Source organism: Psychromarinibacter halotolerans, from assembly GCF_029168315.1.
GTDB classification, from domain to species: Bacteria; Pseudomonadota; Alphaproteobacteria; order Rhodobacterales; family Rhodobacteraceae; genus Psychromarinibacter; species Psychromarinibacter halotolerans.
In genome coordinates this window covers 852,432-867,807 of the sequence record NZ_JARGYD010000001.1, presented here as the reverse complement: position 1 = coordinate 867,807, position 15,376 = coordinate 852,432, and the positions used below count along the sequence as shown (strand labels likewise).

Here is a 15,376-nt window from a genome sequence, read left to right as displayed (position 1 = left end):
CGCCGCGCATGCGTGACTGAGGAGAACACGATGGCAGACCTGATCCACCGCGAAACCAAGGGTGTCTTCGTGATCGCGGCAACCCCGTTCGCCGACGACGGGGCGCTTGACCTCGACAGCACCGACCGGCTGGTTGATTTCTACCTCGACAAGGGCGCAAGCGGCCTGACGATCCTTGGCATCATGGGCGAGGCGCCCAAGCTGTCGTCCGAGGAATCGCAGGCCTTCGTGCAGCGCGTCATGGGGCGGGTGGCAGGACGTGTGCCGGTGATTGTCGGGGTCTCGGCGGCGGGCTTGGACCCGATGCGCCGGCTGGCCCATACCTCGATGGAGGCGGGCGCGGCGGGCGTCATGGTCGCCCCGACGCAGGGGCTTGGCCCCGAGGACCGTCTGCGCGGCTACTTCGCGGCGGTCTGCGACGCGCTGGGGCCGGACATTCCGATCTGCCTGCAGGACTATCCGCAGACGTCGGGTGTGAAGTTCTCGGTCGAGATCATCGTCGGGCTGACCCGCGATCACAGCCAGATCGTCATGCTGAAACACGAAGACTGGCCCGGCCTGACCAAGCTGTCGCGCGTCCGGGCCGAGACCGGCACCGGCGCCGTGCCGCGCATGTCGATCCTGACCGGCAACAGCGCCCTGTTCCTGCCGCAAGAGATGCAGCGCGGCGCCGACGGGGCGATGACCGGCTTTGCCTACCCCGAAATGATGGTGCAGGTGGTGGACCTGTCGCTTGCGGGCGACCACGACCGGGCCGAGGACATCTTCGACGCCTACCTGCCACTGGTGCGGTATGAACAGCAGCTTGGGCTTGGCCTTGCGATCCGCAAGGAAACCCTGCTGCGGCGCGGGGCCATCGCGTCGGCGAAGGTGCGGGCGCCGGGGCCGTCGATGTCCGCGACCGACAAGGAAGAACTCACCCGGCTGGTGACCCGGCTGGAGAAACGACTGAAGGAGCTTGGCTGATGGATCTTGGCCTGAAGGGAAAACGCGCGCTTGTGATGTCCTCGTCGCGGGGGCTGGGCCTTGGCATCGCCGAGGCGCTGGCCGCCGAGGGCGCGGATGTCCTGCTGACCGGGCGCAGCGCCGAGGCGCTGGCCGTCAATGTCGACACGATCAACGCGCGCGGGGCGGGCAGGGCGCATAGCTTCGCCGCCGACCTGTCCGACCCCGACAGCGCCAGCGCGCTGTTGTCCGCCGCGGCCGAGATGCTGGGCGGCGTCGATATCCTTGTCGCCAACACCGGCGGCCCGCCTCCGGGGCGGATGGCCGATGCCGACCTGTCGGTGATGGCGGCGCAGTTCGACACGATGGTGCTGCGCGTCATGCAGATCGCCGCCGGCGTGGTGCCGGGGATGCGTGAACGGGGCTGGGGCCGGATCGTCACCGTGGCCTCGTCGGGCGTGGTACAGCCGATCCCGAATATCGGCCTGTCGAACGTCCTGCGCTCGGCGCTGGTGGGCTGGTCCAAGTCGATGTCCAACGACCTTGCCGCCGACGGCATCACCGTCAACATGGTCCTTCCGGGCCGCATCCACACGTCCCGCGTCGACGAACTGGACGGCGCCGCCGCGAAGAAATCCGGCAAGACGGTCGAGGAAGTCGCCGAAGCCTCGCGCGCGACGATCCCCGCCGGGCGCTACGGCACGGTGCAGGAATTCGCGAATGTCGCCACGTTCCTTGCCAGCGACGCGGCCAGCTATGTCACCGGCGGCATGATCCGGGTCGACGGCGGTCTTGTGAAAGGAGTCTGAGCATGGATCTTGTGATTACCGGCGGCACCGTCGCCACCGCCTCGGACACCTTCCGCGCCGACGTTGGCATCAAGGACGGCAAGATCGCCGCGCTGGGGATGGGCCTGACCGGGGACCGCACCATCGACGCCACGGGGCGGCTGGTGCTGCCCGGCGGGATCGAGGCGCACTGCCACATCGCGCAGGAAAGCGCGACCGGGGGCATGACGGCGGACGATTACCGCACCGGATCCATTTCGGCGGCGTTCGGCGGCAACTCTAGCTTCGTGCCCTTCGCCGCCCAGCATCGCGGCATGGGCGTGACCGAGACGCTGGATCTGTACGACAGCCGCGCGCAGGGCGCGTCGGTGATCGACTATGGCTATCACCTGATCATCGCCGACCCGACCGAGAAAGCGCTGACCGAGGAATTGCCGCAGGCCTTCGCGCGCGGCGTGACCTCGTTCAAGGTCTTCATGACCTACGACCTGATGAAGATCGACGACTCGCAGTTCCTCGATATCCTGTCGGTCGCACGCGAGCACGGTGCGCTGACGATGGTGCACGCCGAGAACTCTGGCATCATCAAATGGGTCAGCGACCGGCTGATGGCGGGCGGACACACGCAGCCGCGCTATCACGCGGTCAGCCACCCGGCGGTGGCCGAGGCCGAGGCGATCAACCGCGCGATCACGCTGGCGCGCTTTCTCGACGCGGCGTTGCTGATCGTGCACGTCTCGACCCCCGAGGGCGCCGAGATCGTCGCCAAGGCACGGCTGGAAGGCGCGAAGATCTTCGGCGAGACCTGCCCGCAGTACCTGTTCCTGACCCGCGACGACCTTGACCGTCCGGGCATGGAAGGCGCCAAGTTCATGTGCTCGCCCCCGGTGCGCGACGCAGCCACGCAGGATGCGCTGTGGCGGCATTTGCAGGCCGGCACGTTCAGCGTGTTCTCATCCGACCACGCGCCGTATCGCTATGACGAGACGGGCAAGCTGGCGAACGGCCCCGACGCGCCGTTCAAGAAGATCGCCAACGGGATGCCCGGCATCGCGCTGCGCCTGCCGCTGCTGTTTTCCGAGGGCGTGAACAAGGGCCGCATCACGCTGAACCAGTTCGTGGCGCTTGGCGCTGCGAACGCGGCGAAGCTGTACGGCATGGCGGGCCGCAAGGGCACCATCGCCATTGGCGCCGACGCCGACATCGCGATCTGGGACCCGGAGGAAACCCGCGCGGTGCGGGTCGAGGACATGCACGACGCGATGGACTACAACCCGTTCGAGGGCACCGAGCTGACCGGCTGGCCGGTCACCGTTCTGTCGCGCGGCGATCTGGTCATCGACGAGGGCAAGCTTGTCGCGGAACCGGGCCGGGGGCAGTTCATCAAGCGAGAAAAGCCCGACTTCACCGGCCATCCCGGCAGCGTTGCGCCGGAATTGGACCCCGCCCGCAACTTCGGCGCCGAGCTTTTGCCGTGACGGGCGCGGGGCCGGTTGTCGTCATCAACCCGAACTCGAACACGCGGGTGACAGAGCTGATCTCGGCGGAACTCGACGCGTTCCGCCACCCCGGCGGGCCAGAGGTCGAATGCCTGACGATGGCCGAAGGCCCCTTCGGGATCGAGAACCGCCTGCATGTGGAACAGGTCACGCTGCCGCTGGCGCGGTTGGTCGAAAGCCGCACGGATGCCTCGGCCTTCGTGATCGCCTGCTATTCGGACCCGGGGCTAGAGGTCTGCCGCACCATGACCGCCGCGCCGGTGTTCGGTATCCAAGAGGCGGGCATCCTGACCGCGCTGGCGCGCGCCGATATGTTCGGGGTGCTGGCGCTGTCCGAGGGGTCCGCCGGGCGGCAGCGGCCCAATCACCGGCGCATGGGCGTGGCGGTACGCTGTGCCGGGATCGCGGGGCTGAACATCTCGGTCGAGCAAAGCGCCGAAGATCCCGCGACCTTCGGCAAGCTGGTCACCCATGGCAGCGCATTGAAAGCGCAAGGCGCCGGGGCGCTGATCCTTGGCTGCGCGGGCATGGCGCGGCACCGCAAGGCGCTGGCTGCCGAGTTGGGGCTCGTGGTGATCGACCCGACGCAGGCCGCCGTTGCGATGGCGCTGGGGGCCGTGGCCAGCGACGGTTCCTGACCCGTCAGGCGCCGGTGCCCATCCCGCGCTGATACCCAAGCCCCATCGCCGCGCGCCGCAGGATGTCCAGCACCCGGTTCCGGGTCGCCGGGTCGTCCATCGCGTTGACCGATGCGGTGGTTCCAAGCGCGGCGGGCACGCCGCCGATCTGTCCCACCGGCACCGCCAGCGCACTGGCGCCCATCTCGAACTCGTTCTCGACGTGGCAATGGCCGTTCGCCGCCGTCTCGCGGATGCGCGCGCGCAGTTCGGTGGGGTCGGTTTCGGTGCGGTCGGTGTACCGTTGCAGGTCGATCCCCGCCAGCCGCGCGTCCAGCGCATCGGGGGCCAGTTGAGCCAGCAGCATCCGGCCGATGGCCGTGGGCGCAAGGGGCAGGGTGCTTCCCGCCGAGAACCCGAAGGACACCCGCGCCGAAGAGGTGGCCGAGCGGGCCACGTACAACGCGCGCGGGCCGTCCAGCACCGCCAGCGCGATCTCTCCGTCCAGTTCCTCGGCGAAGCGGTCAAGGATCGGCTGCACCGCGCGGCCATAGTCGTGGCTGGTCAGATAGCCCGCGCCGATCGCCAGCGCCTTCGCCGTCAGTTCCAGCGCGCGCCCGTTCTGTACCAGATACCCGCAGTCGATCAGCGTCAGACACAGCCGACGCGCGGTTGCCCTGTCGAAGTCGCACAGCCGCGCGACGTCGGCCATCGTCATGCCGCGCTGGCCGCTCTCGAAGCATTCAAGAACGCGAAGCCCCTTCGCGAAGGTCGAGGCGTTTTCACGGGTGCTCACGTTGACAACTCCGAAGCTGCGTTGGTATGTTTCATTAAACGACAATATGTTCGAATAACGCACGACCAACAGGAAATCAACCCGCATGACCGAGACCGCGCAGCCCCTTGTGTCTGACTATGACGGCAACCCGGAGGCCTGGGTCGAGATTGCCAGCAGTGCCGATCTCGACATTCCGCGTCCGGTCATTCCGGTGACGATCAACGGCACGCGGCTGGTGCTGTTTCGCGACGACGAAGGCGAACTGGGCCTGATCGGTCGCAACTGCCCGCATCGCGGGGCGGACCTGTGTTACGGGCGACTAGAAGACAACGGGCTGCGCTGCCCGTTCCACGGCTGGCACTTCGACCGGACCGGCCAATGCGTGGAACAACCGGCCGAACCGGAAGGTTCGCAGATGTACAAGGCGATCAAGGTGCCTATGGTACCCGTGATCGAAACCGATGGCCGCATTTTTGCGCGCATCGGCACCGCCTGACCCAACGCCCAAGCAAAGGACCAGTCACATGATCAGCCAGCAACTGAACGACCAGATCACGCGCGTGGGCCCGGGCAGCGATGCGGGCGCCGTGTTGCGGCGGTATTGGCAGCCGGCGGCGCTGACCGACGAATTGCAGCGCGGCCTGCCGCTGGCGGTGAACCTGCTGGGCGAACGGCTAGCGCTGGTGAAGGGCGCCGACGGCGAGCTGGTGCTGGCCACCCGCGATGCCTTGGCAGACGAGGCGCCCAGCTTCAGCCCCGACGCCGACGACATCGTGCTGACCGAAGGCGGCGCATCCTATCCGGCGGTTGAACGCAATGGCATCGTCTTCGCCTACATGGGCCCCGGCGCCGCGCCGGCCTTCCCGGACTTTGACTGCTTCCGCGCGCCCGACAGCCATGTCTTCGCCTTCAAGGGCCTGTGGGAATGCAACTGGCTTCAGGCGCTGGAAATCGGCATCGACCCGGCGCACGCCTCGTTTCTGCACCGCTTCCTTGAGGACGAAGATCCCGACGACAGCTACGGCAAGCAGTTCCGCGACCGTGCGGCGCACACCAACATGCCGATGACGCAGGTCCTTCGCGAATACCCGCGCCCCGAGATCCGGGTCGAGGAAACCGACTACGGCCTGAAGATCATCGCCCTGCGCCACATGGAGAACGAGCTGACCCACGTGCGCGTGACCAACCAGATCTTCCCCGGAGCGATCTGCATCCCGATGTCGCGCGAGATGACGATCACCCAGTGGCATGTCCCGATCGATGACGAGACCTGCTATTGGTACTCGATGTTCACCAGCTTCCAGAACCCGGTGAACAAGGACCTGATGCGCGAACAACGGCTGAAGGAACACCGTCTGCCGGACTACGCGCCGCTGAAGAACAAGTCGAACGACTACCACTACAACCCGGAAGAGCAGGCGAACCTGACCTATACGGGCATGGGGCTGGACATCAACGTCCACGACCAGTGGGCGGTCGAGGGCATGGGCGCGATCCAGGACCGGACGCAGGAACACCTTGGCCGCAGCGACGTGGCGATCATCCGCTATCGCCGGATGCTGCGGAAGATGATCGCGGCGCTTGGCGAAGACGGCGGCGACGACGCGCTTCCGATGCGCGACGAGGCGGCGGCGTCGATCAAGGGGCCGCTGTCGAACGACGCCATCGCGACCACCGACGAATGGGAAACCGCAAGCCACGCCGCCGACATGGAACGGCGCGCGGCCTGCCCGTGGGACGCGACGGTCTGATCCGCAGATGAGCGACACACCGAAAGACATCATCGGCCGGGGCAAGCTGGCCGCGTCGGGGCTGCTGTCGGACGACGCCGTCGCCCGCGCGGCCGAACTTGTGACCCGTTGCGAGGCCGAGGGCATCGAGACGGTGCGCCTGATGTTTCCCGACCAGCACGGTATCCTGCGCGGCAAGACGGTCGCCGCCCGCACGCTGGCCTCGGCCTTCGCGTCGGGCATCGGCGTGCCGTCCACGCTGCTGCTGAAGGATACCTCGCACCGCACCGTGTTCGACGTGTGGTCGGGCGCGGCAGAGGTCGACGGGCTGGGCTTTCAGGGCGCCAGCGATGTGCTGCTGGTGCCGGACCCGGACGCGTTCCACCTGCTCAGCTGGTCGCCGCACTCTGCCATCCTGCTGTGCGACGTGGTGCAGCGGTCCGGCGCGCCGGTTCATTTCGCCTCGCGCACCGTGTTGCGGACGGCGACTGAAAAGCTGGCCGAGGCGGGCTTTGCCGCGACGATGGGGCTGGAGGTGGAGTTTCAGGTCTATCAGCGCGTCGACGACGGGCTGGACCATGCGCAGGCCACCATGCCCGGCGCGCCGGTCACGACGCGCAACACCTCGCAGGGCTACCAGTACCTGACCGAGACCCGCTATGCCGAGGCAGAGGACCTGCTGGACGAGCTGCGCCGCGCCGCCGAGGTGATGGGGCTGGCCCCCCGTTCGATGGAAATCGAGATGGGGCCCAGCCAGTACGAGTTCACCTTCGACGCCTCGGACCCGATGGGTCAGGCCGACCGCATGGTTCTGTTCCGGACGCTGGTGAAAGAGGTCTGCCAGCGGCGCGGGCTGCACGGCAGCTTCATGGCCAAACCCAAGCTGCCGAACGCCTCTGCGAACGGCTGGCACATTCACCAGTCGCTGCAAACGCTTGAGGGGGCGAATGTTTTCGTCTCTGACGCCGATGGCGTGCCGACGGCCGAGGCCAGCGCGTGGATTGCCGGGCTGCTGGACAATGCCGCCGCCGCCTGCCTGATGACGACGCCGACGGTGAACGGCTACAAGCGGTACGCGCCGTTCCAGCTTGCCCCGAACCGCATCCAATGGGGCACCGACAACCGGGGCGCGATGATCCGTGCGCTGTTGTTCGCGGGCGACCCCGCCAGCCGGATTGAGAACCGCGCGCCAGACACCACGGCGAATCCGTACTATGCGCTGGCCGCGCAGATCCTGTCGGGCCTTGACGGTCTGACGCGCGGGGCCAAGGCGCCGCCCGCGACCGACAAGCCGTATGAAGGCGCCGACAAGCTGCCGCCCAGCCTGATCGCCGCCATCGAGACTTTCGAGACCAGCACGCTGTTCCGGCAGGCGCTGGGGGACGGGTTCGTGAGCTATCTGGCCCATCTCAAGCGGGCCGAGTGGGACCGCTATCTGATGACCGTTTCCGAGTGGGAACAGGCCGAATACTTCAACCTTTTCTGAGCAATGGAAGTCAAAGCTCAGAAATCGGTTCCGGTGTCCGGCGACTTGTTCGAGGACACGATGGACGGCTATTTCCCGTTCCGCGAAAGCGTGCGCCAGATGATGGCGCGCAACGGTTTCGCGGCGGCGTGGATCTCGCTTGCGCACGCCCCGATGATGGATCTGCCCGATGTTGCCGCCGACGCCCCGGTGCCGCTGCGGCTGCGGCCAGAGGCGGCGGGTACGATCCGCAGCATGGCGGTGATCGCGGTGGCGTCGGTTAAGGGTCTGCGCCTGCGCGGTGCAGCGCGGTGGTCGTGGCTTGGGCCGCGACAGGGCGCGGACGAGACGTTCGATCCGGCGTGGCGGTTGGCCGAGCCGGTGTTCGTGCGCGGGATCGGTCTGTTGCCCCTGCGCGGTGACGATGAAGCCATCGAGACCGAAGGCTTCGGGCGGATCGCCAGTGCCCATGCGGACAGTCCCGTTCGGCTGTGCCAAGGCGACCTGCCACAGACAGATGCCCGGCTTTGGGGTGTCGATGCCCAGGACGCGATTGTCCGCGAGGATTTGCTGCCGCGCCCCGGACTGTACGGCGCCCGGCCCGGCGGCGATGGCGGCGCGCGCGAGGTCCTTGCCGTCAGCCTGACGGACCCGAACCGCGCCGCGCTGGCCGAGCGGATCGCGCAAGACCGCTGATCACGCGATGGTCTGCGCGCCTTCGGGCGGGTTGGCGATGGCGAAGTCCCGGAACGCCTGCGCCGCCGGTGACAGCGCGTGGTCCTTGCGCTGGTACAGCAGGAACCGGCGCGGGGCCGGGTAATCGGCCAGTTCCCGAAACGCCACGTTGAACAGCGGCGCAAAGGCGACGGCATAGGCCGGAGCGGCGGTGGCATAGTGGCCGTCCCGAAGGATCGACAGCGCGGTGATCAGGCTGCGGACGCGGATGTCGCGCCCGTGGTCGCGGTCGGGGGCCTGAAGGATGGTCCGCTGCATCAGCCCGCCGAATTCGTCCGAGTAGTGAATCCACGTCATCCGCGCAACGTCGCGCGACCGAAAGTCCGCTGCGGTGGCAAGATCGGACTCCGCCGGAAGGGCGATATGAATCGGCACCTGCCAGATCGGGGTCGCCTGTATCTCGGGGCCGACGGTGCGTTCCGGGCCGATGCCGATCTCGGCGTCGTTCTGCGCGACCGACGGCGCGACGCGGTCGGTCACGGTGTCCGCGATCTCGACCCGGACGTCGGGATGCGCGCCGCGAAACCGCCGCAGCGCCTTCGGCAGCCACGCGGCGGCAAGGATCTGGGGCAGGGCACAGCGCAGCTTGCCGCGCCGCAGGTCGTTCAGCCCGCGCGCCGCGTCCGCGACCTCGGCCAGTTCGGTCATCGCGCGGGTCAGGCCGGGCCGCGCCTCGGCCCCGAATTCGGTCAGCGCAACGCCGCGCCCGGTGCGCACGAACAGCGGCAGGCCCAGGGCGTCCTCCATCTGCCGGATCAACATGCTGACGGCGGATTGGGTCAGGTTCAGCCGTTCAGCGGCTGTGGTGAAGCTTCCGCTTTCGGCGGCGGCTTGGAAGGCGCGGATTTGCTTGAGCGTGACGGACATAAGAGAACCTGATGGATCAAGAAAATCTATTCGTTTGTCTTGTGGCTGACCCTCCCCGATAGTCAAGCGAAAGACAAAGGGGCCCCATGCATATTGGAATAGTCGGAACCGGGATCGTGGGCGTCGCCACCGCTGGGTGGCTGCAACGGGACGGCCACACGGTGACGTTCTTCGATCCGGCCGAGGCGGGAACGCAAACCTCGTTCGGCAACGCGGGGTCGTTGTCGCCCAGTGCGGTGCTGCCCGTGGGAATGCCCGGCATGTGGAAGCGCGTGCCGAAATGGCTGCTGGACCCCGACGGCCCGCTGGTGATCCGAACCCAGTACCTGCCCACGGTGCTTCCGTGGCTGATGCGGTTTCTGGGCCACATGTCTGAGTCCGAGGTGACCCGGATCGCCACCGCGATGCGGGGCCTGCTGAACCCGGTGTTCGACTGCTACATGCCGCTGTTGCAGCGCGCGGGCGCTTCGTCGCTGGTGCGGCGCAACGGGTGCCTGTACGTCTATTCCTCGCGCGAGTCCGCCAAGCGGTGGACCTTCGGCACGCAGCTGCGCCGCGATCTGGGGGTCGAGATGCAGCCGGTCGAAGGCGAGGCCCTGTTCGAGCTTGAACCGGACCTGCGCGGCAGCTTCGAATTCGGCCAGTTCGCACCGGAAAACGGGTCCACCCCCGATCCCGAGGCGCTGGTGAAGGCGATCTACGGTCAGGCGATCACCGACGGCGCGGCCCACCTGCGCAACCGCGTCACCGGGTTCCGCGCAGCGGATGGGGTGATCGACGGCGTGACGCTGGACAACGGCGAGACCGTCGGCGTCGACGGCGTCGTGGTGGCGGCGGGCGCGTGGTCCGGGACGCTGGCCAAGGAACTGGGCGCCAAGGTGCCGCTGGAAAGCCAGCGCGGCTATCACGTCACCATCGCGGACCCCGGGATCTCGTTGAACCGCAACGTGATGGCGGTGGAACAGAACATCATGGTGAACCCCATGTCGATGGGGCTGCGGCTGGCCGGCACGGTCGAGTTCGCGGGGCTGAAGGCCGCGCCTAACTATGCCCGCGCCGAGGCGCTGCTGGGCGTGGGCCGCAAGGTGTTCCCGAAGCTGCGCGCAGACACCTACACGCCGTGGATGGGGCATCGCCCCTGTATGCCGGATTCGATGCCGGTGATCGATCGCGCCCCGAAGTACGAGAACGCGTGGCTGGGCTTCGGCCACGGCCATGTCGGCATGTGCGGTGGGGCCACGACCGGGCGCGAGATCGCCCACCTTGTTGCAGGGCGACCGCCCGAGGTCGACCTGCACCCGTTCCGCGCCACCCGCTTCGGGCGCGCGGCCTGAAGACAATAAAGACATAAACAGAACCAACAGGAGAAACGATACCATGAAGACGCTCATCAAAGGTTTCGCCCTTGCGGCAATGACGCTGACCGCGCCGATGGCGCTGGCACAGGGCTTCCCCGAAAAGCCGATCACCATCGTGGTTCCCTTCCCGCCGGGCGGGTCGACCGACCTTCTGGCCCGCCAGATCGGCGAACAGATCTCCGAGACGCTGGGGCAGCCCGTGGTGGTCGAGAACCGTGGCGGCGCCGGCGGCACCGTGGGTGCGCATTACGTCACGCAGGCCGAGGCAGACGGCTACACCCTGCTGATGGGCGTCACCGGCTCGAACGCGATCAGCGCCGTGCTGCGTGACGATCTTCCCTATAGCCCGACCGAGGATTTCGATCCGGTCAGCATCGTCATCTCTTCGCCGCTGGTTCTGGTCGTCCAGTCAGACAGCGACTTCGAAAGCGTTCAGGACGTGATCGATTTCGCATCGGAGAACCCCGAGACCTTCACTCACGGAACCCCCGGCGTGGGCACTTCGATGCACATGGCCGCGGAGCTTTTCGGTCTCGAATCCGGCACGACGCTTCTGCACGTCCCGTACTCGGGCAGTGCCGACGCGTTGAAGGATCTACTGGGCGGCCAGATTGACTCGATGTTCGGCGACATCCTCGTGACCTCGGAGCACGTCAAGGCGGGCACGTTGCGTCCCCTGGCGGTGACCGGCACGCAGGAACACTTCCTGCTGGAAGGCATCCCGACGATGGCCGAGGCGGGGCTGGAAGATTACTCTGCCTTCTCGTGGCAGGGTCTGTTCGCGCCCGCGGGGACCCCGACCGAGGTTCTGGATACCCTCTACGGTGCCGTCAGCGACGCGATCGCGACCGACGAGCTTCAGGCGATCTTCACCGAACGCGGGTTCCTTGTCGAAGGCATGACGCCCGCGGACTCGAAGGCGTTCATCGCGGGCGAGGTCGAGAAGTGGGGCCGCGTCGTCGACGCCGCCGGACTGAAGCAGTAACGGCCGGAGACCGCCAATGGCGCGCGAAACAGGCACCTTGCTTCGCAGCCTGATGGCTGGTGCGGTGGTGGCGGCGTTCGGCGCGTTCGTCGCCGCCATCGCACTGACCTATCCGCTGGGGTCCGCCTTTCGGCCAGGCCCCGGCTTCGTTCCGCTGGGGATCGGCGTGCTGCTGATCGTGCTAGGCGTCATCGTCGCGGTCGAGGACGCGCGCGCAGGCGGTGCCCCATCTGACGAGACCGCGACCGACGAGGCCGTCCCGGTCTGGCGCCCGATGGTCGCCACAGTGGCGGGGGTCCTTGTGTTCGCGCTGCTTCTTGATCGCGTGGGCTATGTCCCGGCATCGATCCTGCTGGTGTTGATCGTGGCGCGGGGCGAACGCGGCCGGAACTGGCTGATCGACATCGCCATCGCGGCTTTCATGGCGGTGTTTGGCACCATCGTGTTCATCTGGGGCCTCGGGCTGCCGATCGATCCAATCGTGGGACTGTGATGGAAATTCTTCAGGGGCTTGGCCTTGGCCTGCAGACGGCATTGGGACCGTCGGCACTGCTGTTCTGTTTCATCGGCGTCACGGTGGGCACCATCGTCGGCGTGCTGCCCGGCGTGGGCGCACTGGCCGCGATCTCGCTGGCGCTGCCGCTGACCTATTACATCGACCCGACCGAGGCGCTGATCATGCTGGCGGGGATCTTCTACGGGGCGCAGTACGGCGGCTCGACCGCCTCGATCCTGCTGAATCTGCCGGGCACCGCGACGGCGGCGATCACCTGTCTGGACGGGCACCCGCTGGCCAAGCAGGGCAAGGCGCCGCTGGCGTTGTTCGTGACCGCGATCAACAGCTTCATCGGGTCGTCCTTTGCCATCGTCATGCTGATGTTCTTCGCGCCGCTGGTGGCGCGGGTCGCGCTGAACTTCGGGTCGGCCGAGTATTTCGCGGTGATGCTGCTGGGGCTGATCGCCGCCTCGACCCTGACCGTGGGATCGCCGTTCAAGGCGCTGGCGATGGTCGCCTTCGGCATCGCGCTGGGGCTGGTCGGCACCGACGTGAACACCGGGCAGTTCCGCTACAACTTCGGCCTGCTGCCGTTGGCCGATGGGTTCAGCCTTGTCGCGCTGGCGATGGGGTTGTTCGGCGTGGCCGAGATCATCGCCAACATCGGCCAGCCGCCGGGCACCCTGCACAAGTTGGGGCGGGTGCGGTTCAAGGACATGCTGCCAGACCGCAAGCAATGGCGCGAGATCTGGCCGCCGACGCTGCGTGGGTCGGTCGTTGGATCTTTCGTCGGCGCGCTGCCGGGGACGGGGCCGGGGATCGCCTCGCTGATGTCCTATGCCGCCGAGAAACGCATCTCGCGCACCCCCGAGAAGTTCGGCAATGGCGCGCTGGAGGGCCTGTCGGCGCCAGAGGCCGCCAACAATGCCAGCGTGCAGGCCGCGTTCATCCCGACGCTCAGCCTTGGTATTCCGGGCGATGCGGTGGTCGCGGTGCTGATGGGCGCGATGATGCTGCACGGGATCACGCCGGGGCCGAACCTGATCAACGACCAGCCGACGATGTTCTGGGGCCTGATCATGAGCTTCTGGGTCGGCAACATCATCCTGCTGGTGCTGAACATCCCGCTGATCGGGCTGTGGGTGAAGCTGCTGAGCATTCCCTACCACATCCTGTACCCCTGCATCTTCGTGTTCATCTGCCTTGGCGTCTATTCGTCCGACAACTCGACCTTCGACATCTTCGTGGTGCTGGCGTTCGGGGTGATCGGTTATGGCATGCGGCGGTATGGCTTCCCGGCCACCCCGGTGCTGCTGGGCTTCATCCTTGGCCCATTGCTAGAGGAACACTTCCGCCGGGCGATGCTGCTGGCGCGGGGCGACCCGATGGTGTTCCTCGAACGTCCGATCAGCGCGGTGTTTCTGTGCGCCTCGGCGCTGCTGCTGGCCTCGGCCTTCTGGCCGCGCGGGCGGAAAAGCAAGGCTCGGGCGGCGGCCGACAGCGGCGTCGATCCCTGATCCGGCGGGAAACCTAGACGCCCGCGCCGCCCAGCAGGGCGGCGTTGCGCATCAGGCAGGCAACGGTCACCGGGCCGACCCCGTCCGGGACGTGGGTCAGCCAGGCGGCGTGCCCTTCGACCTTGCCTGCGTCGATGTCCCCGACCAGCCGCTCGCCTTGCCGGGTAATGCCGATGTCGATGCCGACGGCGCCCTCGCGCAGGTGGTCGCGGCCCAGCAGTCCGGGATGGCCCACGGCAGAGAACACGATCTCGGCGTCGCGGGTTTCGGCGGCGAGGTCTCGGGTGGTGGCCTGCGCCACGCGCACGGTCGCCCCGGCAGCGATCAGCAACAGCGCCAGCGGGCGGCCCACCACGGGCGAGGCGCCGACCACGGTCGCGGTCTTGCCCGACAGCGGACCCACGATCGCCTTAGCCACGCGGAACGCGGCGTCGGCGGTTGGCGGCACGATCCCGGGGCGTCCCAGCGCCAGCGCCCCGGCGTGCAGCGGATGCAGTCCTTCGGGGTCGCGGTCGGGGCCGACACGGGCCGTGAGCGTGGCCGCGTCGATCCAGTCCGGCAGCGGGTGGATCGGCAGGACCGCACCCTGCGTCGCCTCCAGAAGGGTCCGAAGTTCGGCCAGGGTTGCGGGATAGTCCCGGACGGTGACGGGAAATCCGGCGCGGGGGGCAAAGCTTTCGATCCGTGCGGCATAGGCGGCGGCGGGCGGCGCCGAGGCATCGCGCAACACCAGCAGGCTGGCCCGCGCACAGGCCGGGTCGGCGCGCACGGCGCCAAGGATCTCGTCGGCAAGGGCGTCGCCCCGGAAGATCCGCGTCACAGGCTGGTGCCGATGTCGACCGCGCACTGGCGCAGCTCCGCGATCAGGGACGCGGGCATCGCGGCGGGGTCGAAGCGGTCGGTCGGGAAGAGGATCGACACCGCGCCCTCGATCAGGCCATTGGCGCGGAACACCGGGAAGGCGACGGAACTGACGCCGTCGATCAGCCCGTCCGCAAGGTAGGCAAAGCCGCGCCGGTGCACCTGTTGGATGGTCTCGTCCAGCGCCGGGGTGCGGTCCACGCCGTCTGGCCAGTCGTCCGGGCCGACATGGGCAAGGATCGCGTGCCCGGCGGCGGTGCTGGCCAGCGGGACATGGGTGCCGATCGCCACGCGGTTCAGCGTGAACGACCCCTTCACCTGCGCATGCGCGACATAGGTCGCATCGACACCGTCGCGCAGGGCGAAGGACACGTTCTCGGAAATCGATTCCGACGTGCGGCGCAGGATCGGCTGGATGATCTGCGCGATCCGGTGCCCGTCGGTGAACCCGCGCGCCAGCCGCAGCACGCCGACCGTCATCTCGAACCGCTGGCCGGTTTCGCGCAGGATGCCCATGTGCAGCAGGGTGCGCACCAGCCGCCGGGCGACCGACCGGTTCAGCCCGGTTTTGCGCGCGATCTCGGCAAGGGTCAGTTGGCGGTCGTCGCCATCGAAGGCCATCATGACCTGCAGACCCTTCCGGAAGGTCAGCGAGATTTCCGTCTCGGCAGTGCTGCCGGACTCGTCGCTTCCGGGTCCCGGTGTCGTTTCGAAACTGCTCAACAATACGCCATC

General features: G+C 67.7%; 16 protein-coding genes. 12 read left to right on the top strand and 4 right to left on the bottom strand.

The features are described from left to right. Window positions 1–30 precede the first annotated feature (30 nt). Genes P1K30_RS04125 through P1K30_RS04110 form a run of 4 tightly spaced genes read left to right on the top strand, consistent with a single transcriptional unit; the run spans window position 31 to window position 3,870 of the window. Window positions 31–966, top strand: a complete 936-nt coding sequence (locus P1K30_RS04125) for a dihydrodipicolinate synthase family protein (RefSeq protein ID WP_275631395.1) — start codon at window positions 31–33, stop codon at window positions 964–966. Further along, window positions 966–1,754, top strand: a complete 789-nt coding sequence (locus tag P1K30_RS04120; RefSeq protein ID WP_275631394.1) for an SDR family oxidoreductase — start codon at window positions 966–968, stop codon at window positions 1,752–1,754. Before P1K30_RS04125 ends, P1K30_RS04120 begins: the two co-directional genes overlap by 1 nt. Then, window positions 1,751–3,211: a dihydropyrimidinase gene (gene hydA, locus P1K30_RS04115; RefSeq protein ID WP_275631569.1), complete on the top strand. Its 1,461-nt coding sequence runs from the start codon at window positions 1,751–1,753 to the stop codon at window positions 3,209–3,211. The genes P1K30_RS04120 and hydA overlap by 4 nt, the downstream gene beginning before the upstream one ends. After that, entirely contained in the window at window positions 3,208–3,870 is a 663-nt protein-coding gene (locus tag P1K30_RS04110) for an aspartate/glutamate racemase family protein (RefSeq protein WP_275631393.1), read from the top strand. Before hydA ends, P1K30_RS04110 begins: the two co-directional genes overlap by 4 nt. Window positions 3,871–3,874: 4 nt before the next feature. Here P1K30_RS04110 and P1K30_RS04105 read toward each other — a convergent pair whose 3' ends face one another. Next, complete coding sequence (locus tag P1K30_RS04105) at window positions 3,875–4,645, bottom strand: IclR family transcriptional regulator domain-containing protein (RefSeq protein ID WP_275631392.1); 771 nt, start codon at window positions 4,643–4,645, stop codon at window positions 3,875–3,877. Window positions 4,646–4,730: 85 nt separating this feature from the next. Between P1K30_RS04105 and P1K30_RS04100 the strand changes: the two genes are divergently transcribed. Genes P1K30_RS04100 through P1K30_RS04085 form a run of 4 tightly spaced genes read left to right on the top strand, consistent with a single transcriptional unit; the run spans window position 4,731 to window position 8,518 of the window. Continuing rightward, window positions 4,731–5,123 carry a Rieske 2Fe-2S domain-containing protein gene (locus P1K30_RS04100; RefSeq protein WP_275631391.1) on the top strand — a complete coding sequence of 131 codons (393 nt, stop codon included), beginning with the start codon at window positions 4,731–4,733 and terminating at the stop codon, window positions 5,121–5,123. Between the two features lie 28 nt (window positions 5,124–5,151). Further along, window positions 5,152–6,378: an aromatic ring-hydroxylating oxygenase subunit alpha gene (locus tag P1K30_RS04095; protein WP_275631390.1), complete on the top strand. Its 1,227-nt coding sequence runs from the start codon at window positions 5,152–5,154 to the stop codon at window positions 6,376–6,378. 7 nt (window positions 6,379–6,385) lie between these two features. Next, window positions 6,386–7,843, top strand: coding sequence for a glutamine synthetase family protein (locus P1K30_RS04090; RefSeq protein WP_275631389.1), 1,458 nt, complete (start codon window positions 6,386–6,388; stop codon window positions 7,841–7,843). Between the two features lie 3 nt (window positions 7,844–7,846). Further along, entirely contained in the window at window positions 7,847–8,518 is a 672-nt protein-coding gene (locus P1K30_RS04085) for a hypothetical protein (protein ID WP_275631388.1), read from the top strand. On the opposite strand, the gene P1K30_RS04080 is transcribed toward P1K30_RS04085, so the two are convergent. Beyond that, a complete protein-coding gene (locus P1K30_RS04080; RefSeq protein ID WP_275631387.1) occupies window positions 8,519–9,424 on the bottom strand; it encodes a LysR family transcriptional regulator in 906 nt (301 codons plus the stop codon). An 86-nt stretch (window positions 9,425–9,510) separates the two neighbouring features. Between P1K30_RS04080 and P1K30_RS04075 the strand changes: the two genes are divergently transcribed. From P1K30_RS04075 to P1K30_RS04060, 4 genes are read left to right on the top strand one after another with little or no spacing between them, the layout of a single operon-like run. After that, window positions 9,511–10,758 (top strand): NAD(P)/FAD-dependent oxidoreductase, encoded by a 1,248-nt coding sequence (locus tag P1K30_RS04075; RefSeq protein ID WP_275631386.1) that lies wholly within the window; start codon window positions 9,511–9,513, stop codon window positions 10,756–10,758. 43 nt (window positions 10,759–10,801) lie between these two features. Continuing rightward, complete coding sequence (locus tag P1K30_RS04070; protein ID WP_275631385.1) at window positions 10,802–11,767, top strand: Bug family tripartite tricarboxylate transporter substrate binding protein; 966 nt, start codon at window positions 10,802–10,804, stop codon at window positions 11,765–11,767. A gap of 16 nt (window positions 11,768–11,783) precedes the next feature. Continuing rightward, the gene (locus P1K30_RS04065) at window positions 11,784–12,260 is read left to right on the top strand and encodes a tripartite tricarboxylate transporter TctB family protein (protein ID WP_275631384.1); all 477 of its coding nucleotides are present in this window, start codon (window positions 11,784–11,786) and stop codon (window positions 12,258–12,260) included. Continuing rightward, the gene (locus P1K30_RS04060; RefSeq protein WP_275631383.1) at window positions 12,260–13,780 is read left to right on the top strand and encodes a tripartite tricarboxylate transporter permease; all 1,521 of its coding nucleotides are present in this window, start codon (window positions 12,260–12,262) and stop codon (window positions 13,778–13,780) included. Before P1K30_RS04065 ends, P1K30_RS04060 begins: the two co-directional genes overlap by 1 nt. 13 nt (window positions 13,781–13,793) lie before the next feature. On the opposite strand, the gene P1K30_RS04055 is transcribed toward P1K30_RS04060, so the two are convergent. After that, window positions 13,794–14,600 (bottom strand): bifunctional 5,10-methylenetetrahydrofolate dehydrogenase/5,10-methenyltetrahydrofolate cyclohydrolase, encoded by an 807-nt coding sequence (locus P1K30_RS04055; RefSeq protein ID WP_275631382.1) that lies wholly within the window; start codon window positions 14,598–14,600, stop codon window positions 13,794–13,796. Then, entirely contained in the window at window positions 14,597–15,364 is a 768-nt protein-coding gene (locus tag P1K30_RS04050; protein ID WP_275631381.1) for an IclR family transcriptional regulator, read from the bottom strand. Before P1K30_RS04050 ends, P1K30_RS04055 begins: the two co-directional genes overlap by 4 nt. Between the last annotated feature and the right edge of the window lie 12 nt (window positions 15,365–15,376).